The following is a 21,844-nucleotide window of genomic DNA, read 5'->3' as shown; positions in this document are numbered from 1 at the left end:
ACTGAACCCTTCATATTACGTGTTTGTTATATTAAAGCTAAAAAATTATAAGCCATCTATTTGTTAAGTGCAATAAATAATATATTGTAAATTTGCAGGTTTATTAAAAAAAGGATTTTGAAATGATATTCTCAAAGAGGTTTTCCTTAGTCATAAAAACATTTATCGCAGTATTTATATTTGTAATTCTAATATCGTTTATTCCCATTACAAAAGTTTTTAGCTACAGTGAACAGCAAGCTGACACCATTTTTCAAGCCACCATATATCCGGTACCAATACCCGACAGCCTTACATTTGCAGGCGAGGCGGTACCCCTTGAGTTCTTCGACGTTAGAGAATCGCTTGATAGAGAACTCCAGGTGAATACCTTTTGGCATTCCCAAACCTTGCTGCTTCTTAAGCGTGCAAATAGATACTTCCCAATAATTGAACCCATTTTAGAAGCAAACAACATACCCATCGATTTCAAGTACTTAGCTGTTGCCGAGAGTGGGTTAACCCAAGCAATTTCACCATCAAAGGCAGTTGGTTTCTGGCAAATACTTGAAGGAACTGGGGAGGAGCTGGGTTTGGAAATAAACAACGAGGTTGATGAGCGATATCATATAGAAAAATCGACCCAAGCGGCTTGCCAGTACTTTAAGAAGGCATATGAAAAGTATGGGAATTGGACCATGGTAGCTGCATCGTATAACTTTGGGATGAATGGAATTGATAAACAGATATTAAGACAGGAAAACGATTCGTACTACAATATGGTTTTAGGCGAAGAAACAGGACGGTACATCTTTAGAATACTTGCACTTAAAGTGATATTTGAGAATCCAACACAATATGGTTTTATATTAAACAAGTGCGACCTTTATCCTCCTTTGGAATACTATGAGGTAGAAGTAGATAGTACCATCACCAACATTTCGGCTTTTGCCCGCCACTTCAAAACGAATTACAAGATTCTTAAGTTCTTTAATCCGTGGTTACGCGAAAGCTATCTTACAAACAAACTAAACAAAACATATCGGATTAAAATTCCTAAAGAGGGATTTCGTGAAACAGTTTACAAGAAATAAGCATTGAGCATGAGCATTGAATCACAAAACAATATTTTAGAGGCTAATGACGAAGGCAAAATAGAGGTAGAAGGCGCAAGGGTGCATAACCTTAAAAATATTGATGTTGTAATACCCCGTCATAAATTAACAGTAATTACCGGCCTTAGTGGTAGCGGTAAGTCATCGCTAGCATTTGATACCATTTATGCCGAAGGTCAACGTCGCTACATGGAAACCATGTCGGCATATGCGCGACAGTTCCTTGGTACACTTGAGCGCCCCGATGTTGATAAAATCTCAGGATTGAGCCCAGTTATCTCCATTGAACAGAAAACAACAAGCCATAATCCACGTTCAACTGTAGGAACCACTACCGAAATTTACGACTTTCTTCGCCTACTCTATGCACGCGCATCAACCGCCTATTCATACAATACAGGCGAAGAAATGGTGCGATACACCGACGAACAGATAATCAAGCTCATAAACAAACAATTTGCTGGGAAAAAAACAGCACTCCTTGCTCCTTTAGTTCGGGGACGGAAAGGCCACTACAAGGAGCTGTTTGAACAGCTTCGTAAAAAGGGATATTTGCATGTTCGTGTCGATGGCAATATCGTTGAGATGCGCCCAGCAATGAAGCTGGATAGGTATAAAACTCACCATATTGAACTTCTGGTTGACAAGCTCAAAGTTGGCGATGGCGATATGAAAAGGCTTAGCCAATCGGTTGCAAATGCAATGTCAATTGGCAAGGGCATCATTATGGTGCTTGATATGGATACTGGTGAAAACCGATATTTCAGCAGAAACCTGATGTGTCCAACCACAGGCATCTCCTACGATGAACCAGAACCATACACCTTTAGCTTTAACTCTCCTAAAGGGGCTTGCCCAAAGTGTAACGGGTTGGGCTATGTAAACGAAGCCGATATTGAACGCATAATTCCCGATAAAAGAATCAGCATTAAAAAAGGAGGAATTCAGGCTCTTGGGCCCTATAAGAATTCGCTAATATTTTGGCAGCTAGAAGCTATTGCAACTAAATATGGTTTTTCATTGTCGGATCCTATTGAGAAAATACCCGAAGAGGCACTAGATGTAATTCTGTATGGCTCCGAGGAACAGCTAAAGCTAAAACACCCAAGCATAGGAGTTACCAGCTCCTATTTTTTAAGCTTCGAGGGAGTTATTAACTTTATTAAAGAGCATAACTCAAACGAAGAGCTTACGGGAAAGGGGAAAAAGTGGGCAAATCAGTTCATCAGGCAAGTTACTTGTCCTAGCTGCAACGGCTCAAGGTTAAGAAAAGAGTCGTTATGGTTCAAGATAGATGACAAAAGTATTGCAGATGTTACCGCAATGGACCTTGAGTCCCTATGGGAGTGGCTTCAAGGATTAGAGAATAGGCTTGGCAACCGCCAAAAGGTAATTGCCACTGAGATTTTAAAGGAGATTCGTGAACGTGTTCGTTTTCTACTAGATGTAGGCTTAGGCTACCTATCTCTAAACCGTGGTTCATCAACTCTTTCGGGTGGCGAAAGCCAAAGAATACGCCTTGCAACACAAATAGGCTCTAAGCTGGTGAATGTTCTTTACATACTTGATGAGCCAAGCATTGGCCTACATCAGCGCGATAATGTAAAACTTATTAATTCGCTTAAACAGCTTCGCGATGCAGGCAACTCGGTAATTGTGGTTGAACACTACGAAGAAATGATTCGCTCCGCCGACTACGTGGTAGATATTGGGCCACGTGCTGGGCGTCACGGAGGGAAAGTGGTGGCAGCAGGTACACCCTCTGAGATTATGAAATCCGATTCGCTTACTGCCAATTACTTAAATGGCAAGCTGAGAATCCCTACTCCATCGGAACGGCGAAAAGGAAATGGCAAGTTCCTTACCATTTCAGGGGCAAAAGGTAATAATCTAAAAAACATTACAGCAAAATTTCCGCTAGGAACCCTTATTTGTGTTACGGGCGTTTCGGGAAGTGGGAAATCAACCCTTATCAACGAAACGCTATACCCAGCACTAAGCCGGCACTTTTACAGGTCGTTTGAACAACCGCTTGATTACGATACAATTACTGGAATTGAAAATATTGATAAAGTAATTGATGTTGACCAATCGCCAATTGGACGAACACCACGCTCCAATCCTGCGACCTACACAGGGGTGTTTACTGATATCAGAAAACTTTTTGCACTTACTCCTGAGGCTAAGATTAGAGGCTACAAAGCAGGACGATTCTCATTTAATGTAAAGGGAGGTCGCTGTGAAACATGTAAAGGTGGAGGAGTAAAGGTTATTGAGATGAATTTCCTTCCCGATGTTTATGTTAAGTGCCCCGATTGCTTTGGAAGACGTTACAATCGTGAAACGCTCGAGGTAAAATACAAGGGTAAGAACATAAGCGAGGTGCTTGATATGACAATAAACCAAGCAGTTGAGTTTTTCGAAAACATCCCCCAAATTCATCAAAAACTAAAAGCGCTTCAGGACGTAGGAATGGGCTATGTGACATTAGGTCAGCCATCAACCACGCTTTCGGGTGGCGAGGCTCAGCGTGTTAAGCTAGCGAGTGAGCTAGCCAAGCGCGATACGGGGAAAACCCTTTATATTCTTGATGAACCAACCACAGGGCTTCACTTTGAGGATGTGAGAGTCCTGCTTGACGTGTTGAACAAACTTGTGGACAAAGGGAACACAGTTATTATTATTGAACACAATCTAGATGTAATTAAAACTGCCGACTATATAATCGATTTAGGACCAGATGGCGGTTCTGGTGGGGGAACTATTGTTTGCTCTGGAACACCCGAAGAGGTTGCAAAATCAAATTGCGGTTATACTGCTCAGTTTCTTAAAAATTTACTTTAGTCTGCTACTCAACATAAAAGCGAATAGTTTGTGTTGAATTGTTTCCTAACCCGTCTGTTGTACTAATGACGAGCTCATTTATGCCTGAAACAAACCGGGAAATGGGAGAGGTATAATTAAGGAACTTCCCGTTATTGAGCTTATACTTTATAGAATTCCGAACAGTTAGGTTGTCGGTAGCAGCAAGATATAATACTATTCCCTTCTGATATACTGGCAAGTTATCTTTAGCACCTATTGGTAGTGAGCTAAAATTATAGAAGATACTTGGGGGGTTATTATCAACGGCAAAGCTAAAACTTGCCATGTTAATATTTTCAACATTATCAAATGCGCTAACATCAGCATTATAGAAACCACTTTCAGTAATAGTAAAGGGCTCAAAATAAGTTCTAACCTCAGATTGGTTCAGGGTGTACTCAATTCTATTAACACCAGCTTCTCTATCAACAGCATTTATTTTTACCAGAGTGGAAGAGCCAATCCACAGCGTATCTCGAATAGTTAATTTAGGGCCTATAAACCCATAGCTAATATCGGGACCAGCAATGTCGATAGTAGGCATGGTGAACGATTGCGCATTGGCCTCGGAGCTTGTGCGATTATTTACATTATCGACAGCATAGGTTCTCAATTTAACAGTACCTAAAATTTCGGATAGAAGTACTGGTTTTTCGTAAGGTCTGAATTCTCCATTATTAAGGGAATAGTAAACCTCTTTAACACCAGCCTTATTGTCAACAGCAAGCACTTTTAGCTGGCTACGACCAGAAGAGAACTCCCTATTGCCAACCATAAATGAGTTCCCTTCAATTTCTTCAACAACTACTGGAGGAGTTTTATCTACATAAAACGTGTAGGTTTTGCTTGATTCCACATTCCCAGCGTTGTCGATAGAAAAATATGAAATTTTATGTTCTCCTTCTGAAAGACGAGATGTTTGTATGGGTTTAATATATCTATTCCATTTCCCTGAAGAATCTATCATAATTTTTGTTTCAGCAACACCAAATCTGTCAGAAGTGTTTAAGACCAATGCCGACCTACCAGAAAGAATATTTTCATATTTATCGCCCCTAAAAGTTAACTCAGTAGTGGGAGGAGTTGCATCAACTATAATCTTACGATAAACAACAGGCTCCTTATTGCCTAAATGGTCAACGGCATAGGTTCTTACCTCATACTCACCATCCTCGGTTAAGCTTATTGGTTGGCTATACTCCTTAAAATCATCACTATTAACTGAGAAAAATATTTTATCAACGCCAGATTGTTCATCTACAGCACTAAATTCAACTATAGAACCACCACGCACAATAATTGCATCCTTTAACTCACGGATTTTTTGGTTTTCAAAGTTAATTGCTGTTTTTGGAGGTATTCCATCGGCATAAAGTTCAAATCGTATCTTCCTGCCCTTATAAAGGTCGAGGTGGGTCATGAGCTGAGGGCCAGAGCCATTCCATTTTAAAGGCTTACCACTTCTATTTACATCATGCAACAATACAGCGTTAGAGCCATCGGGTTTAGTTCCAATGTATATATTTACAGGAACGTCGGGCGATACGAAAAGATTACCGGTTGAGTCTATAAAGAGAGACTTATTTCCATTCTCCTGAGCAGATAGAACGAAAGGTAAAACCACCGAAAAGATTAAAATGATATTTTTTGAGATTTCCTTCATATTTAAACCCAACATTTACTTTCGTGGAACATAAAATCGGAACTCTACCCTGCGATTTTCGCGATGTTTTAAATCGGAACACTTTACACCCTTCACACATTCATTAATGGGTCGAGTATCGCCATACCCTTTTGCATACAACCTATACGAAGGGACTCCTTTTGATACCAGGTAATTTACAACAGATTGTGCTCTTCGTTGAGAAAGTTTCATATTCGAATCGCTTGAGCCTCGAACATCAGCATGAGCACTAATCTCAACATGAAGTTCAGGGTATTTTTTTAAAATATCGAGTATCTCAGCTAGAACTTCAAATGAGTTTTGAGTTAATCTTGCGCTTGCAGTTTGAAAATAGATATTATTCACTCTAAAGGTAATATCGGGTGCAGCAATTATATGATACTCCGATGTATCTCCTATATTTCCAACATTATCGGTTGAGTAAATTCTGATAGTATGCTCTCCAATATTGTTTATCGTGATAACATCATTATAAGGCTTAAAGGGAAGACTATCTAATGCAAAGTAACTGTTTTTCACACCAGAACGTTTGTCGCGTGCTACTAATGTAAAACCTGCACTGTCTTTAACATACACCCTATTTTTATGCTCAAAGAGCAAACCACTAGTAACCTTCAGGTAGGATTTAGGTCCATAACCATCGGCGTAAACAAGGAATCGTACTTTATTGCCATTGCTTTCATATACAAAGTAGTGTTTTCCATCACCATCGAAAAACATTGGATTGGCTGCTTTATCGGTGCTAGGAATCATTACCTTTTGATTAGGACTATTTGATGGGCTAATGAAGAAGTAAACAGGCGCATCGGCTTTTACAAACACATCGCCTTTTGAGTTAACAAAAAAATTATCTGGCTGCCCAAGAGCAATTCTAGAGCCAAACACAAGAAAGGTAATTAATGATAATGAGGTAAACTTTTTCATTGTGTTAAAACTTCAATACAAAATTATAAAGATTTATGAATTAACAAATAAAGGCTCTGGCTTAAAAGGAGTAGCATTTAAACGCAAGCCTACTACTAGCACATCATCAATTTGGCCAAAACTTTGGGATTTCCAATCGTCAAAAACAGTTTCCAACTCCTCCTGTTGCATTACCATAGGTTTCTGGTGAATCTTAACAAGAAGTTCTTTAAACCTTTTAGAGGTAAACTTAAGCCCCTCTGGACCGCCAAACTGGTCAATGTAACCATCGGAAAACAGGTAAACACAAGTAGGTGAATCAATGGTAAAAGTTTTCAAAGTAAACTTACGTTCAGCCTCTTTCTGAAGCCCACCTACTGGAACGGGGTCTCCTTTTATAGTAAAACATTCGTCATTAGTAATATACACAACCGGATTTTTTGCTCCGGCAAACTCAATAGTTTTTCCATCGCCCTTAATACGAATTAGAGCCATATCCATCCCATCGCGACTATCGTTATTCTCCTGCTTGAGAAGATGTCGGACCTGCCGATGTAACTCATTAAGAATCAAATCGGGTTGAATTGTACCACTACGGACAATGACATCTAAAAGGTTTAATCCAATCATAGACATGAATGCACCAGGAACGCCATGACCAGTGCAGTCGACAGCAGCAATTAGAAATCCAAACTCATCTGGGTCAACGCCATTAAGAACAATCATATTGGATGGATGGGGCCCCTTAGCTACATTTTGGCCACCATAGGAATTAAACCAAAAGAAATCGCCACTAACTGTCTCGCGCGGCCTAAACATGATGAATGAGTCTGAAATACAGCTAACCAATTGGTCGTAAGTTGGAAGTAGGGCTTGTTGTATTCGTTGGGCATAGTTAATGCTACTTGTAATATCTTTATTCTGCTTTTCAATCTTTTTTAACGCTTCTAATAGCTCTAAACTTTTAGCCTCAACTATTGCTTTTTGCTTAGCAAGTTCCTCGTTGGAACGTTTCTTTTGAACGTAGTAATGCGTTATTAAACCAAGCATACCAAGGGTAGCAGCTATAATAACAATGAAGATATTACGAATAAGGATTTGATTTTTAATCCGCTCCTCGCGCAAAGCATTTTCCTTATTCAGAAGGTCAATTTCTAGCTGTTGCTGTTTGGTAATTCGTTCAACCTTTTGCAAGCTATCTTTAACCGTTTCAAGAACCTGCTGCTTTTGATTTAACTCCTTCTCGGTTAGCTCTTTCTGTGTTTTTATAGATTGAAGTTCACCCTTAGCTTGTTCAACAATTTTTTTTGCTTGTGCATCTTTTTTTAGCATCTCTTCACGTTGGATTTTTCGTGAGAATGCACTATAAAGAGAAAAACACTCTGCCGATTTTTTTGAGTCGCCAAGGGCCTCATAAATTTCGGCAAGCAGCGAGTAACTGTTCTTTAACAGCTTAGCATTATTCTCCTCAATAGCCAAAGTGTTAGCTTCCGTGCAATAACTTAAAGCTTCCTGATATTTGCCTAACTCCTTATAAGTACTTGCGATATTGATTAATGTTGAAGCTATTTCGGATTTTTTCTTTTGAGCCCTGTTTATTTTTAAACATTTCTGAAAATATGCATTAGCATCGGTATATTGCTCTAAATCAACAAAAATCATCCCTAGATTCGTGTAGATAACCTTTAAAGCATTTTTATTGTTTAAACGCTCTGCTACCGACGCTGCTTGTAGGTAAACTTTACTTGCTTTAGATAGATTTCCGTTTACCCAATAGCTAGTTGCTGTTTTATTATAAATAGATAGCGCACCATTCAAATTACCATTACTTTCCAACTTTTTGGCTTGGTCTAATGAACTCTCGAGCTTCTGCTTTAGTGTTGGTGAGATGGTTTGTGGGAAAGCAACTGAAAAGCAAAAAAGAAAACTTATAAGTAATATGAATCTGCTAACTATTTTAATCATAAAACTATTGTTCAGCAATAAAGTTAACCTTAAGTGTAGTCATGTGAGCGAACTCAATTCCTTCATCAATCATATCCTGGTCGTCGTCTCTATGATACCAGTTAAGTTCAACCTCATAGCCTTGCGAAGGAAGTTTCTCAAAATGACTAATTATATCGAGTATCTTTTTCGACGAAGATGTGTTCAGGTACTCAAGCTTTAAATTAAAAACCGTTTTTGGTTGGGGATTTTTAATGTACTCTGCCACGTACTTATCGAGTGGAGTATAGAATTCAACTGCATCTTCGGGCAACGATTTCCCTTTAATCTCAAAGTAGCCATTCTGGGCATCGGCAAAAACCATTGGTGAGTCTAATTTTTCTTCGATTTTAAGCGTGTCCATGTCAGTTCATTTTTGAAATTAAACGTAAGATACATAGAATTGTTCCAAAAAATAAAGGCATTAATGTTATGTAAAGGTATATTTCCAAAATGATTCATAAAATGATATTCACAACACTTTCATCTTCTTAACTTTATATAAAACTTAATCTACAAAGATTATCAACAGCATGCACTTATTGAGGTTTGAAAAACAAAGGATGAGAGTAATGCAATACACTTGCTTTATTTTTACAAAGTATTTATTATGTTTGTAAAAATTCACTAAAAACAGATTATGAAAAGTACAGCTAGAATCCTAATACTTTTAATTGGTGCAATATTTTCGGAAAGTTTATTCGCCCAAAATTCAGAAAGTGTTAAGTGGATAGGGATTGAAGAAGCTATTAAACTAAATAAAACACAGCCCCGTAAAATCTTCATTGATGTTTACACCGATTGGTGCGGTTGGTGCAAAAAAATGGATGCAAACACCTTTACTAATCCTGTTATTGCAGATTATTTAAGCAATAAATTCCATGCCGTAAAGCTTAATGCCGAAGGGAAAAAAGATATTGTGTATAAAGGCAAAACATATAAGAACAAAGGTCAGAACACACGAAGTCCTCATGAATTTGCCATAGCAATTTTACAAGGACGTCTTTCTTACCCCTCTATTGTATTCATGGATGAAAACAATAACCCAATTACTGTTGTCCCCGGATATCTTAGACCAGAACAACTTGAACCAATTTTGGAGTTCATTGTAAGCGATGCCTATAAAACCCAAAAATGGGAAGACTTTAGAGCCAAGTTCGTAAGTAAATTAGGTACAGCAAATAAGTAGCAGCTATCTTTCGGGATAGTTTATAGGTAACGAAAAGATTGGCCCATACTGGTATATTGCTACTCTCCTTTTTGCTAGGACTTCACTTCCATCTACAACACTAATGTTTGTATAAGCTGGAACTCTATAATAAAACCGAGTTAATTCATCCTTTTGAATTCTAGTATTTAGGCTTTTATAGGCAGAGTCCAAAAGAGAAGTGTTAGGAACTTCAACTTCCAAAAGTATTGGGCGTCCTGAAAGGTCTGTTTGGGGCAAGATTCCTTTACTTTCTGAAAACCTAAAAAGAATAGTGCTTTCCCCCTCGCTATTTGTAGGAACATAGCTAAATGTTTGAGTAGAATAGGAAGTATAGGTTTTTCCTATAAAAAGCGATAAGTATTCATCTTCGAGCCGCTGAATCTCATTTAAAATTTCGGTTATTGCATCACCCGAAAATGGCTGGTCAACATCAGTTGTTAAGAACTCAAGTCTTCGCTCCCTAAGGTTGAAAATAAATTCGGCAGCCTCTTTGGCTTTTTCCTCAATGTTTTTTTCAACTACCATTGTTTTCTTTATTGGCACTCTAGTAAAAACGCTATCGTTAAGCACTCGTCCATAAAAAGTTGCTTTCTTTTTCTCTATAAATGGTTTATATGATAAATCCTTGAAAACAATAGTATTTTCTATCGATTCCTTTTTGCTACTTTTTATTGTTTTACCAAAGGCATTTGCATCTATGGGCAAAACCAAACCATGCTCGTTGAGCTTCAGGTAATTACCGTACCCATTTTTTGTAGGTAAAACGGCATAAATTGCTGATGGGTCGGTTTCTACTTGTATGTCAAAATCAATGTACTTAATTGAATATGTGGTTTTTGGCTCGCTAACTACACCATCGATACCCAGATATTTCTTAGTAAAATTTGCATAGGGACCCGGAATAAAAATTCTCCTTTCGCATTTAACATTCACATATATCACACTTCGAGGTAACGAATAAAATGTTGCTGCTTCGCTGTAGTTCAAATTATCTGCAGGTTGAACCTGTACGGTTTTTGTGTTGCACCCAGCCAAAAGGGCAATTGCAACTATCATTGAAATATTTTTTATTCTCATTTTTTTGTTAAATGTTGAAATGCTTTGCAAATATAGTTTAGAATATCCGTTGCACATAAGCTAACTTTGCCAAAATCGTCGGCAGCCAAGTCACCAGCCAATCCATGTACAAATACACCTATAATAGCAGCATCTTTGGGTTCAAGCCCACGTGCAAGTAATCCTGCAATAACCCCACTTAAAACATCACCACTGCCACCAGTTGCCATGCCAGAATTACCTGTTGAATTGAAATGCACCTCACCATTAGGCAATACTACACGAGTATACGCACCCTTAAGCACAATAATTACACCATACCTTTGAGCCATGCTAATAGCTTTCTGTAATTGCTCCCACGATGAAGATGATTTTCCGAAAAGTCTATCGAACTCGCCAGGATGTGGGGTAAGAATAGCAGGAGCCTTAAGTTCCTGCAGTAAATCAATATTTTTTGAAATCAGGTTTAACCCATCGGCATCAATAACCAAAGGTTTAGTCGAATTTTTGATTAGGCTTCTAATCATGCTAGCAGTTTCGGTGTCTTGCCCCATACCAGGACCAACACATATGGCGCTAAATTTATTTAAATCGGGATAGTTTGTTAAATGGGTATCGTTGCTATCTGTTAAAGCAAGAGCCTCTGGAACTGCTGTTTGAGCAATCTCATAACCACATTTTGGAATGTAAAGGGTGGCTAAACCAACCCCACTCCGAATAGACGCCTTTGAACATAGGCATGCTGCTCCCATCATACTATAGGAACCAGCCATGATTAGAACATGTCCAAAACTACCCTTATGTGCAAATTTCGATTGGTTTAAGAGATTCGTAGAAATATCACTTAATGTGGTATAAAAATATGGCGACGGTGTTTGCTCAATGGCATCTGGATGTAATCCTATTGGTAAGGTCCTCCAATCTTTAACATATTCCTCATTTTCTGACATGAAAAAGGCAATCTTAGGGAATTGCAAACTTAGGCAATAGCTAGCTCTAACAACAGGGTTACTGTTAGGGACCGAGTTTTCCTCGCCAAAAAGACCCGAGGGTATATCAATTGCCACCACAAGAGCATTTGAACTATTAATAGAAGAGATCAAATCAGCAGCAAGACCTTCGATAGGGCGACTCAAGCCAGATCCAAATAATGCATCAACTATAATATCGTCAGGTTCTATTTTAGGAAAATCCTTAGGGCTATTAATCATATAAATACTTGAAGACGCTTCCTTTAATCGAACAAGGTTAGTGTTAAAATCTTCGGAATAGGATTTAGAACTCAAATAATAGGTATGGACATTATAGCCAACATTTAAGAGCATACGAGCAAGAGCAAGTCCATCGCCACCATTATTTCCTGGTCCACAAAAAATTATAACTTTCCGATTATTGTGAAATCTATTACGAAACCATCCAAAAAGAGCATGGGCTGCACGCTCCATCAAATCAATGGAAGCGATTGGCTCATTTTGTATTGTGTAAGCATCAATATACTTAACCTGTTCTGTTCTAAATATTTTCATAACTCTTCATCATCTTAGTACTTAATTTGCCTGTTTTTAAGAATTTTAGAAAAATAAGCTGTTCGGCTCATAATTCCAACAAGTTAGTTTACAAATTAAGCTTAAAAAAAAGATTTTACAACATATTTTTTAGATTTGGAGATAAACCATAAAAGCCTATTTTTGTCAATCATTATAGTTGAAACAAACTAAAACTAAATACTATGTTGAAAAATCATCCTAAAGGACTACTGGTAGCTTTTTTTGCTAACATGGGTGAAAGGTTTGGTTACTACACCATGCTAGCAGTTTTTGTTTACTACCTACAAGCAAAGTTTGGCTTCTCAACCGAAGAAGCAGGACATTATTATGGTGGATTTTTGTTTGGTATCTACTTTTTACCTCTACTTGGAGGTTGGGTAGCCGACAAATTTCTTGGTTATGGGAAAACCATCCTATTGGGTATTATCATCCTATTTTTGGGATATTTACTTATGGCAATCCCCGATAGAGGTCTTGGATTGATTATTGTTGCCCTAACAGTAATTTCCTTAGGTACAGGCTTCTTTAAAGGGAATCTTCAGGCCCTAGTAGGAAACATGTACGATGACCCACGTTACGATAAAAACCGTGATAATGCATTTAATATCTTCTACATGGGTATTAACATAGGTGCATTCTTTGCTCCATCGGCTGCTACAGCTGCAAGTAATTTCATTCTAAAAAGCAAAGGCTTAGTTTATGATCCCAAGATCCTAGATTACTCACATGCGGTTCTCAAAAACAACCTTGCAAACGCCGATGCACTAAAAAGTTTTGGAATTGAACACCTTGGTGCTAACTTTACAAATATTACTGAGTTTGCCAAGTTTTATATCGACTCTGTAGCCCAATCGTATAATGCCGCATTTGGTGTAGCTGCTGCTAGTATGATTATTTCTTTAATCATCTTTGTTGCATTTAAGAAGTACTATAAAGACGCAGACCTCACCGAAAAACAAAAAGCAGCTAGCGAAGAGCATAAGGATAAGGTTGTTGAGCTTACACCAGAACAAACCCGTGAGCGTATGACAGCTCTTGGTCTGGTATTCTTTGTTGTAATATTCTTCTGGATGGCATTCCATCAGAATGGCTTTACACTTAGCGTATTTGCTAAGAACTATACCGAATTTACTGTTAGTAAGATTACATATATCTTCTTCGATTTGAAAGCGTTCCTACCCTTGCTAATGACAATCATTGGCCTTATTGTATTGTTCAGAAAGAATCTATCAAACGCTTGGCGTGGTGTAGGAGCTGCAATGGTAGTAGGTTTTGGTCTTTTAACCTACTATGTGGTTCAAGGATTTGACGAACAAATGGCAATTGCTCCTCAAAAGTTCCAGCATTTTAACCCTATCTTTATTGTATTCCTAACTCCAGTTATTGTTAGCTTCTTCACCTGGTTACGCTCAAAAGGCAAAGAGCCTTCAGCACCTAAGAAAATCGGTATTGGTATGATTATTACAGGTATTGGTTTTATGGTGATGATTCTTGCTTCAATGGGATTGCTTTCACCAAGAGAGCTTAACGATGGCGTATCGCCAATGCTAAGATCACCTTACTGGCTGATTGGAACATATTTCACATTAACCATTGCTGAGCTATTCCTTTCTCCTATGGGCATCTCCTTTGTGTCGAAGGTTGCACCTCCTAAATACAAAGGTTTAATGCAAGGAGGATGGCTAGGTGCTACAGCAATTGGAAATCTTCTTGCTGGATTAATAGGTATTTTCTGGGATAAGCTTGAATTATGGCAATTCTTTGCAATTCTTGTTGTAATGAGCTGGCTATCGGCAACTTTCATCTTTGCTATTATGCGTAAACTTGAAAATGCTACTAAGTAAATTGGTTATAAATGCAAAAACGGGGACTAGTTTCAGTCCCCGTTTTTATTATTCAGTAAATACTAAAACCTGGCCTGTATATCAGGAAAATTTATGTCGTAATAACTTGAAAATTGTGTTAATATAAAATCAATGGCATCCTTCCCAATATTGGTACTAGGTGCCACCAAATCAAATGCATGAAAACAGCCATCAAATTGTTTAAATTGGACTTCTACACCATCAATTTCTAGCCTATTAACAAACTCTATAACTTCGTCTCTAAATGGTTCTGAAGTACCTACAATAGATATAGTAGGTGGTAAGCCTTTAAAACTTGTACAACGCGCTGGTGCTGCATAATCTGAAATCTCCTTGTTATTTTTAAAAAGGTCAGCCAAATACAATTTCCAAGCTAAAGCATTGGTTTTTGAATCCCACACAGGCGTACCTGTAAAGTTGCTTGACTCTGTAACCTGCCTATCGTCAATCATTGGATAAATGGGCATCTGGAAAGCTATACCAATTTTATTTTCACGAACGGCCCTTAGCGTAATCGAAATCGCTAAACCACCTCCAGCACTATACCCTACAACTATAAGCTGATTTGGAATAATTTTTAGCTCATCGGCATGTTCGTTCATCCAGGTTAGCGTATCGTAACAGTCGTTAAATGCTGCAGGGAAAGGATATTTTGGCGCTTTGCGGTAATCGGGAGCAACTACCACACATGGTCTTTGACGAAGAAATCGCTCAATAGCATCATGATTTTCTTCGGGACTTCCAACTACAAATCCACCACTATGACAGAACAATATTCCTGGTAGTCTATCAGTTTGAATTAAAGGCTTGTATATACGAACTCTTATGTAGCAACCATCGCTTCCTTTGATGTACCTTATCTCATTTACAAAACCTTTAATCGATTTAATCCTATTAAAGCGTGAATTTAATTGCATTAAATGTATCCCCCAGCGTCGACTGAGTAGGAAGTTTATAAGCATTAATGGCTTAATATATGGTCTAAGCTCAACGTGTATGTCTTTCCTTTGAATTTTCACTAAATACAAGGGCTAAAATGGTTACACAAAGTTAGAAGCAATTTTGCCTGTAAGAATCGACATGGGAATTCCCGATGGGCTATAAGCCCACTGACCAGCCTGAAATATGTTTGGAAATGGAGTACGAACCGATTTCTGTACTTTAATCATCTTATTAACCACTGGTAGTTCCTGACCAAAAGCCCAACCGGTAATTGCACCACCCGATGAGCCTGCCCACTCTTTAATACTTAAGGGTGTAAACGAGAATTTGTGAATTAACTTTTCCTTTAAGTTAGGGAAAATTGATTTTGAAAGAGTATCAATCAGAGCATTTTCAAAAGCTCCTGTCAGTTCATCTACCCAACCATCATTTTGGGCAAATTGAAAAATTCGATAATCGGTAAAGAAATTGACAATAATACCAGTTTTGCCTTCGGGAGCCAAGTTGGAATCACGCAAAACAGGAAATGAAATTTCAAAGGTATTTCTTTTCACAAAGTTTCGAACCCATTCAACCACCTCCGCTTTATTAGCTTGAGACCAATTTGCAATTAGCATTGCAAAATCAGTCCGAACAGAATCGCCTAATCCATCTGTCATTGGGGTATATAAGAGGTGTGGATTGGTAAATTGAGAATAAGTTTCGGGTCTTTCATCAACCTCAAGGAAAAGTTGAAAAACGGAATCGCCTGTTGCTGCTTTGGTAACTGAAAATTTTGTTTTGTCAAACTTTGATTTTTGCTCATTGCTTAACCCATCGGGGTAAACTATACCGTAGAACGATTTTAAGTCGGCAGTCCAAATCAACTTATCGTACCCATAAGCATTTCCTTTTTCGTCGATTAGCTGATTCTCTGATGGTATCACTTTAACAATTCTTGTTGAAAAAGCTAACTTACCGTTTAGCTCCTTGTACTTTTGTAGCAAAGCCTCACCCAATTTTCCAACTCCACCAACCGGATACCAATAATCCAGGAAAACATAGAAGTAGCCCAGTGCAAAAAATGCAGGCATTCTTTGGAAGAAGTGCTGAAGGACCATATCTGCTAAAGGTTTCGACTGAATCCATTTACCCAAATAATCCTCCATTGGCTCCATTAACCTGCTAGTTTTTAATAGAGTATACAAGAAAGATGGCAGCCATGGCAGTAAATCCTTAAACAGATACTTATAGTCCTTTTTAATATCTCTAAACTCAGGATTATCAACTGCATAAAAAGTCTTAGTATATCGCATCATTGCTACCATCTCCCTAATCACAATATCAACCTCTTGTCTGCAATTCGGGAAAAAATGCAAAAGTAAATTCTTATAACTTTCAATATCAGCTAAACCATCTATCCCAATTATTCTATCAGCAATACCAACTGAAACCTTACTCCTAATAAGTTTTAGGTCAATTCCCAAATCGTTAACCATTGGCTTGATGATACCCGCATTAATAAGTCCCTTGGCACCTGCATCAAAAACAAACCCATTATGCTCAATTGACGATGCCAATCCACCACACTTACTATTCTTTTCAACTAGAAGAACATTTCTGCCCTTTCGTGCAGAGTAAACTGCGGCGGTAAGCCCAGCTAAACCTCCACCAACCACTATAACATCGTACATTCTATTGTCCATATCGATATTGGACTTATACGTTTTTCTTCTTGATAAAACTAATTGCCTGATTAGTTGCCAACCTGCCAGTAAGTATTGACATGGGAACACCCGATGGGCTAAAACTCCATTGACCAGCAATAAAGACGTTTGGGAATGGTGTAAATACAGCTTTATTCATTTTATGCATGGCATTTACGCTTGGCATATGCTTACCAAAAGCCCATCCGGTAATGGCACCATCAGTCGATAAAGTTCGATTGTGTATGCTAATTGGACTAAAGGAGAATCTATGAGTAATCTTTTCCTTCAGGAAAGGGTAAATTGACTTGGAAAGCACCTCAACCACCCTATTCTCAACAGCAACTTTAAACTCATTGTACCACCCATCGGAGTGAACACGATTAAAGATTTCATAGTCGAACAAGAAGCTAACAATCAACCCTGTTTTGCCCTCAGGTGCAAGGTTGGCATCTTTTAAAACAGGAATGGAAATTTCAAAGGTATTTAACGATACGAATCGGTTTACCCAATCCAAAATTTCTGTTTTGCTTAGGTTTGACCAATTTGCCAAAAGAGCTTCCATCTCTTTTCTATTTGTATCACCCAAGCCAATTTTAGATGGTGTATAAAAGAAGTGGCTGTTTGAAATATTACGGAAAGTTTCGGGATCCTCGTCTACCTCCATAAACACAGAAAAGACCGATTCGCCCCCACGAGCATTCAGTATTTGCGATTTTTTTTGTTCAAAAACCTTCTCAACTCGATCTGGCAAACCAGAAAGAGTCACATTACTGTATAACGATTTAAGGTCGGCAGCCCAGATAAGGCTATCGAAGTAAAACCGTTTTTCAGAATCAACATCCAGATAGCCCTCCAAGACATTAACACGCTGAGCAACTACGTTGTACTCTACCGTTCCTCCCAGTTCAATAAATTTATTGGCAACGGCATCGGCCCACCTGCCCATGCCACCAATGGGATAGAAATAATCGGGATAAAGATAGAAATAGCTTAATGCGAAAAAAGCAGGTGTTTGCTTGAAGAAATGCTGGAAAACAATATCAAATAATGAACGGTTAGTAATTCTATCGCCCAAATAGGATTCAAAAGGCGAATTCATCTTTTTAATTTTCGATATTGTTTTAAAGTATTTTGGCAGCCAAGGAATTAGCTCCTTAAAAAGATAGGGCAGGTCCTTTTTCAAATCCTTAAACATAGGATTCATTACGCCGTAAAGAGCCTGTAGATATGTAACCGCTTTTTTAATCTCCGAAATAATTACCCGTACCTCCTCCCTGCTTTCGGGATACAACTTTTCCAGAATTGCCTGATACTCCTTGATTTGCTCTGTAGTATCAACATTGATAATCTCATTTTCAATTCCTATGGATACGGGACTTTTAGCAATGTCAAGTTGAATACCTAAATCGGCAAGCATAGGAAGAATAACACCTGCGTCTTCGAAGCCTCGTATTCCGGCATCAAAATAAAACCCATTATGCTCAAATGTGCTGATTAGGCCACCAGGTTTATCATTTTTTTCAATCAATAAGGTTTTATAACCCTCCCTTGCCAGGTAAACAGCCGCAGTAAGTCCGGCTGCTCCACCACCAACAACTATGCATTGATACCTATTTTCATCCATAGTTCAAACCATTTTCGACATTAGCAAACTAATATTCCACAACTCACGTGCAACATCATAATCAAGTGCAGGAGGAGTAGGGTCTTCTAAAGTGGTCAAGTTGAAGAATTTCCCACTAATATTTTCGACTTTGTGAGAAACTCCTAGAAAATAGATTGCTTCAGCTGAAATAGATGCAGGTTTAAGCCTTTTGTCCAGAATATTCCGTTTATACCACCTATAAAATTTCCCATTATCCTTCCCCGATTCAGATTTCACAGCACCTGGATGCATGGCATTAATTGTAACCCCGCAATCATTGAACTCTTCAGCGAATTTGAGCATTGAAAGTAGCTGGGCAAGCTTTGCTGAGCCATAGCTCTTTAGACCAGAGTAACGTCGTTTCTCCCAGTTCAAGTCATCCAACCTTAGACCCCAGGCTGCAAACCTATGTCCTTCGGAATTAACAAGTATTATTCTGGCCTTACCCTGTGATTTAAGCTTGTTGATAAGCTTATAGTTGATAATAAAAGAGGAAAGGTAGTGAACTATAAATACCTTATCAAATCCTTCTGGAGTAAGCTCCTTTTTTGTAAGAAAAATGCCCGCATTGTGTATAATAACATCAATTGGCCTATCAATATTCACCAAAAAGTCGGCTGCAGCATGAATTTGTTCAATGCTACTTAAATCGGCAATAAAGTAATCGACCCTAACATGATACTCGGACTCTATTTCCAGCTTTAGGTTCTCCGATTTTTCTTTATTTCGATTAATGCAAATGAGGTTTGCCCCTTTTGAGGCATACTTCCTTGCCACATAGTAACCAATTCCCGAAGTGGCTCCGGTAATCACAACGTTTTTACCTGTAAAATCGTTATCGCAAATCTCTGGGGATTTGCGATTGTTTCTAATCATGGCAAATACGTTGGACCACTCATATTGTTTAACGTATTTCCAAACTCTTTTCCTATACTCTGCTTTTGTCATTATCCAAACTTTTTCTTCATAAACTTACGATATGCCTTACCAAAACGGGGAATATTATCGAAAATATCGCCCCAAAGGTCGTAGTAATCGCGCTGCTCAATTATCTTCCCCTCATCGTTTGTTGTAAGCCGGCTCATTCCATACATAACCGAATTGGGATATTTCTTAAACCCAATAGTCATTTCCCACTCAATGTAAAAATCGTTTCCATCTTGTGCCGCCCTTACCAGCTTCATTTTTAGATCCTTCGAGCGTTTTGTCAACCTTTCAGTCATGGCTTTGAACTCTTCGAAACCACGAATTTCCTGAATGGAATCCCTAAAAAGGATATCCTTATGATAGTAAGGTAGAATGTGAGACCAATCGGGCTTACCTGCAGTGTTGTATGTTTTTGTCCAAAGCTCCTTTACTATATCGAGCGTTAGCCTTTTTTCCTGGTTATTAATAAGTTCATCCATATTTTCAAAAATTAAAATACCTCATTTTACAACTAACTATGGTATCGGACTTAACTTCAAAAAGCGTTTCAATAAAATCGGGCGGGCCAAATCGTCCCATAGCATTATTTGAGAACCCAAAACCTTCAATAGGAATTCCCAACCAGTTTGAGTCCAACTTTTTATTGCCATTTTCATCATGAAAAAGCCTAAACGCGTATGCTCCCTCCTTTAGGTTGGGAATAACAAAACTGCAATGGTCCCCTTTTATGTTTTGGCTAAATGTATCTATTGTGCGATTATTTGAATCGCGGAAATCGACATAGACGCAACCCCTGTTATTCCTTAAACCTTGAATTTCAATCCTAAGGACAAGCTGACAATGTAATTTTACCGAATGTAAGACTAAAAACATTAAAACGATAAAAGGCTTCATCTTAATTTTTAGTATTGATTCTATTCAAAATCCGTATTTGAATAGGTTCATATTTTAAACACAATGTACCTATAAATTTATGAAATAATTATAATTATCAAATTTATAATGACTTTTAGATTCATTTTATTAAACAAAACAGAAAAAAAGTAAAGGCTGTCGCATGTAATCGACAGCCCTTTTCAATATGAAGTTATTGGAAAATCTATTCCAACTTCTGATGCTCATCGTTTTTAAGATACACCTCGTCGACGTTGTCGTTGTCTTCGGATAGCTCCACCTGCTTTTCGTTTTCTAAATCGGCATTAACAATCACTTCGGGCGCTTTTACTGATGTAACCCAAACTGTGCCACGTTTGTAAACGTAAACCTCACGAACATTGTCCCAATAAAAGTTGTACCTTGGGAAGTAAACCCAACGATGGTGAAACACCTTCTTATGTGCCCAACGAGGGTGGTAAACTACAACTTTCTTTACCCTATGTGGCCTTGTTTTCTTAACCACTACTACCTTTTTAGCGGGCTTTACCTTAACCACACTTTGAGCATGGGCCGATATAGCAGTAAAGGCCACAAGTGCCATTGCAAAAAACGAAATCTTTACTGATGCTTTCATAATCTTTGAGTTTTGTTTTGTATATAGTAAAACCGAATAAGAAATTACCCTACCGAAAATAGTGAGAATTTTTAATAAACAAGTTTAGGTAAGATGAACTGAAAAAGTGAAATAAATCTGGAGGAATAGTTCAGATATTAAATCCAAGAATCAGCAGTTTGACGGTGATAAATTTAACGAAACCTTACAGGAATTTCTTTTTCAGGAACTCCTCGAACAAGGGTTTGTACTGTTTGCTTATGGGTATTCGTTTATCGCCAAAGATAATTCTATCGTGTTCTATAGTTTCAATTTCATTTAAGGCAACGATATAGGAACGATGTATTCGCATGAACAGGTCTGGCGGCAGCTTTTCTTCTAAGGCTTTCATTGTAGAGTAAAAGACTATCGGTTTTAGGGAGCCTTTTGTATAAAGCTTGACATAATCTTTCAGCCCTTCGAAATACAGGATGTTATCAAAGTCAACTTTATGAATTTGGTAACCAGCCTTTACGAAAAGGTATTTTAAATCCGCGGTAATTTGTCTGTCGGCACTGCCGGCATTCAAAAGGTCAAAGTACTCTTTAGCATGCAGCACGGAACCTGCAAACACCTCAAAACTAATGGGTTTCAACAGATAATCTAAAGCGTGAAGTTGAAAACCTTCAATGGCATATTTATCGTGGGCAGTCGTAAAGATTATTTTACAGTTTTTATCGAGAGCTCTGGCAAATTCAACGCCCGACAGATCGGGCATGTTAATATCGAGAAAAATAAGTTGAACTTTATTATCCTGCAGAAACTCCAAGGCATCTACAGGGTTGTCAAACTCTGCAAGAAGGTCAAGGTAAGGAATCTTTTTAATGTGTGAAACTATTATTGCCAGGGCAATAGGTTCATCGTCAATTGCTATGCACGTTATTCTACTCATTGGTCAAAATCAATA

At 38.2% G+C, this 21,844-nt stretch carries 18 protein-coding genes; 4 read left to right on the top strand and 14 right to left on the bottom strand.

The annotated features are described in order from the left end of the window. Positions 1-122 precede the first annotated feature (122 nt). Both FHG85_RS03355 and uvrA read left to right on the top strand, forming a co-directional pair. A complete protein-coding gene (locus FHG85_RS03355; protein ID WP_173072992.1) occupies positions 123-1,073 on the top strand; it encodes a lytic transglycosylase domain-containing protein in 951 nt (316 codons plus the stop codon). A 9-nt stretch (positions 1,074-1,082) separates the two neighbouring features. Next, a complete protein-coding gene (uvrA, locus tag FHG85_RS03350; protein WP_173072990.1) occupies positions 1,083-3,938 on the top strand; it encodes an excinuclease ABC subunit UvrA in 2,856 nt (951 codons plus the stop codon). A 4-nt stretch (positions 3,939-3,942) separates the two neighbouring features. Here uvrA and FHG85_RS03345 read toward each other — a convergent pair whose 3' ends face one another. The 4 genes from FHG85_RS03345 to FHG85_RS03330 are packed head-to-tail and all read right to left on the bottom strand — an operon-like array spanning position 3,943 to position 8,893. Beyond that, the gene (locus FHG85_RS03345) at positions 3,943-5,622 is read right to left on the bottom strand and encodes an OmpL47-type beta-barrel domain-containing protein (protein WP_173072988.1); all 1,680 of its coding nucleotides are present in this window, start codon (positions 5,620-5,622) and stop codon (positions 3,943-3,945) included. A gap of 15 nt (positions 5,623-5,637) precedes the next feature. After that, positions 5,638-6,567 (bottom strand): OmpA family protein, encoded by a 930-nt coding sequence (locus FHG85_RS03340; RefSeq protein WP_173072986.1) that lies wholly within the window; start codon positions 6,565-6,567, stop codon positions 5,638-5,640. Between the two features lie 33 nt (positions 6,568-6,600). Beyond that, entirely contained in the window at positions 6,601-8,511 is a 1,911-nt protein-coding gene (locus FHG85_RS03335; protein ID WP_173072984.1) for a tetratricopeptide repeat protein, read from the bottom strand. A 4-nt stretch (positions 8,512-8,515) separates the two neighbouring features. After that, the gene (locus tag FHG85_RS03330) at positions 8,516-8,893 is read right to left on the bottom strand and encodes a DUF1987 domain-containing protein (protein ID WP_173072982.1); all 378 of its coding nucleotides are present in this window, start codon (positions 8,891-8,893) and stop codon (positions 8,516-8,518) included. Positions 8,894-9,169: 276 nt separating this feature from the next. On the opposite strand from FHG85_RS03330, the gene FHG85_RS03325 reads away from it, so the two are divergent. Beyond that, positions 9,170-9,718, top strand: coding sequence for a thioredoxin family protein (locus FHG85_RS03325; RefSeq protein WP_173072980.1), 549 nt, complete (start codon positions 9,170-9,172; stop codon positions 9,716-9,718). A 3-nt stretch (positions 9,719-9,721) separates the two neighbouring features. Here the strand turns inward: FHG85_RS03325 and FHG85_RS03320 are convergent, their stop codons facing one another. Both FHG85_RS03320 and FHG85_RS03315 read right to left on the bottom strand, forming a co-directional pair. Continuing rightward, a complete protein-coding gene (locus FHG85_RS03320) occupies positions 9,722-10,795 on the bottom strand; it encodes a DUF4831 family protein (RefSeq protein ID WP_220429229.1) in 1,074 nt (357 codons plus the stop codon). Positions 10,796-10,812: 17 nt separating this feature from the next. Continuing rightward, complete coding sequence (locus FHG85_RS03315; RefSeq protein ID WP_173072976.1) at positions 10,813-12,321, bottom strand: NAD(P)H-hydrate dehydratase; 1,509 nt, start codon at positions 12,319-12,321, stop codon at positions 10,813-10,815. Between the two features lie 203 nt (positions 12,322-12,524). Here FHG85_RS03315 and FHG85_RS03310 point away from each other — a divergent pair, with 203 nt between their 5' ends. After that, entirely contained in the window at positions 12,525-14,186 is a 1,662-nt protein-coding gene (locus tag FHG85_RS03310) for a peptide MFS transporter (RefSeq protein ID WP_173072973.1), read from the top strand. A 62-nt stretch (positions 14,187-14,248) separates the two neighbouring features. Here the strand turns inward: FHG85_RS03310 and FHG85_RS03305 are convergent, their stop codons facing one another. From FHG85_RS03305 to FHG85_RS03270, 8 genes are all read right to left on the bottom strand, one after another. After that, a complete protein-coding gene (locus tag FHG85_RS03305) occupies positions 14,249-15,226 on the bottom strand; it encodes an alpha/beta hydrolase (protein ID WP_173072971.1) in 978 nt (325 codons plus the stop codon). A gap of 21 nt (positions 15,227-15,247) precedes the next feature. Beyond that, complete coding sequence (locus FHG85_RS03300) at positions 15,248-16,834, bottom strand: phytoene desaturase family protein (RefSeq protein ID WP_173072969.1); 1,587 nt, start codon at positions 16,832-16,834, stop codon at positions 15,248-15,250. 13 nt (positions 16,835-16,847) lie between these two features. After that, entirely contained in the window at positions 16,848-18,461 is a 1,614-nt protein-coding gene (locus FHG85_RS03295; RefSeq protein WP_173072967.1) for a phytoene desaturase family protein, read from the bottom strand. Positions 18,462-18,464: 3 nt separating this feature from the next. Then, a complete protein-coding gene (locus FHG85_RS03290) occupies positions 18,465-19,430 on the bottom strand; it encodes an SDR family NAD(P)-dependent oxidoreductase (RefSeq protein ID WP_173072965.1) in 966 nt (321 codons plus the stop codon). Continuing rightward, entirely contained in the window at positions 19,430-19,888 is a 459-nt protein-coding gene (locus tag FHG85_RS03285; RefSeq protein WP_173072963.1) for a nuclear transport factor 2 family protein, read from the bottom strand. Before FHG85_RS03285 ends, FHG85_RS03290 begins: the two co-directional genes overlap by 1 nt. A 4-nt stretch (positions 19,889-19,892) precedes the next feature. Further along, positions 19,893-20,303, bottom strand: a complete 411-nt coding sequence (locus FHG85_RS03280; protein WP_173072961.1) for a DUF2141 domain-containing protein — start codon at positions 20,301-20,303, stop codon at positions 19,893-19,895. A 205-nt stretch (positions 20,304-20,508) separates the two neighbouring features. Next, the gene (locus tag FHG85_RS03275; RefSeq protein ID WP_173072959.1) at positions 20,509-20,919 is read right to left on the bottom strand and encodes a hypothetical protein; all 411 of its coding nucleotides are present in this window, start codon (positions 20,917-20,919) and stop codon (positions 20,509-20,511) included. 184 nt (positions 20,920-21,103) lie between these two features. Then, the gene (locus FHG85_RS03270; RefSeq protein WP_173072957.1) at positions 21,104-21,829 is read right to left on the bottom strand and encodes a LytR/AlgR family response regulator transcription factor; all 726 of its coding nucleotides are present in this window, start codon (positions 21,827-21,829) and stop codon (positions 21,104-21,106) included. Positions 21,830-21,844: the final 15 nt, after the last annotated feature.

Source organism: Tenuifilum thalassicum (genome assembly GCF_013265555.1).
GTDB lineage: Bacteria > Bacteroidota > Bacteroidia > Bacteroidales > Tenuifilaceae > Tenuifilum > Tenuifilum thalassicum.
The sequence above is the reverse complement of the archived record's forward strand: the minus strand, read 5'-3'. Positions and strand labels throughout refer to the sequence as shown.

Excerpts from the sequence above, each read along its gene's own strand:
- FHG85_RS03355 (WP_173072992.1), top strand. The coding sequence starts at position 123 with ATGATATTCTCAAAGAGGTTTTCCTTAGTCATAAAAACATTTATCGCA.
- uvrA (WP_173072990.1), top strand. The coding sequence starts at position 1,083 with ATGAGCATTGAATCACAAAACAATATTTTAGAGGCTAATGACGAAGGC.
- FHG85_RS03345 (WP_173072988.1), bottom strand. The coding sequence starts at position 5,622 with ATGAAGGAAATCTCAAAAAATATCATTTTAATCTTTTCGGTGGTTTTA.
- FHG85_RS03340 (WP_173072986.1), bottom strand. The coding sequence starts at position 6,567 with ATGAAAAAGTTTACCTCATTATCATTAATTACCTTTCTTGTGTTTGGC.
- FHG85_RS03335 (WP_173072984.1), bottom strand. The coding sequence starts at position 8,511 with ATGATTAAAATAGTTAGCAGATTCATATTACTTATAAGTTTTCTTTTT.
- FHG85_RS03330 (WP_173072982.1), bottom strand. The coding sequence starts at position 8,893 with ATGGACACGCTTAAAATCGAAGAAAAATTAGACTCACCAATGGTTTTT.
- FHG85_RS03325 (WP_173072980.1), top strand. The coding sequence starts at position 9,170 with ATGAAAAGTACAGCTAGAATCCTAATACTTTTAATTGGTGCAATATTT.
- FHG85_RS03320 (WP_220429229.1), bottom strand. The coding sequence starts at position 10,795 with ATGATAGTTGCAATTGCCCTTTTGGCTGGGTGCAACACAAAAACCGTA.
- FHG85_RS03315 (WP_173072976.1), bottom strand. The coding sequence starts at position 12,321 with ATGAAAATATTTAGAACAGAACAGGTTAAGTATATTGATGCTTACACA.
- FHG85_RS03310 (WP_173072973.1), top strand. The coding sequence starts at position 12,525 with ATGTTGAAAAATCATCCTAAAGGACTACTGGTAGCTTTTTTTGCTAAC.
- FHG85_RS03300 (WP_173072969.1), bottom strand. The coding sequence starts at position 16,834 with ATGGACAATAGAATGTACGATGTTATAGTGGTTGGTGGAGGTTTAGCT.
- FHG85_RS03295 (WP_173072967.1), bottom strand. The coding sequence starts at position 18,461 with ATGGATGAAAATAGGTATCAATGCATAGTTGTTGGTGGTGGAGCAGCC.
- FHG85_RS03290 (WP_173072965.1), bottom strand. The coding sequence starts at position 19,430 with ATGACAAAAGCAGAGTATAGGAAAAGAGTTTGGAAATACGTTAAACAA.
- FHG85_RS03285 (WP_173072963.1), bottom strand. The coding sequence starts at position 19,888 with ATGGATGAACTTATTAATAACCAGGAAAAAAGGCTAACGCTCGATATA.
- FHG85_RS03280 (WP_173072961.1), bottom strand. The coding sequence starts at position 20,303 with ATGAAGCCTTTTATCGTTTTAATGTTTTTAGTCTTACATTCGGTAAAA.
- FHG85_RS03275 (WP_173072959.1), bottom strand. The coding sequence starts at position 20,919 with ATGAAAGCATCAGTAAAGATTTCGTTTTTTGCAATGGCACTTGTGGCC.
- FHG85_RS03270 (WP_173072957.1), bottom strand. The coding sequence starts at position 21,829 with ATGAGTAGAATAACGTGCATAGCAATTGACGATGAACCTATTGCCCTG.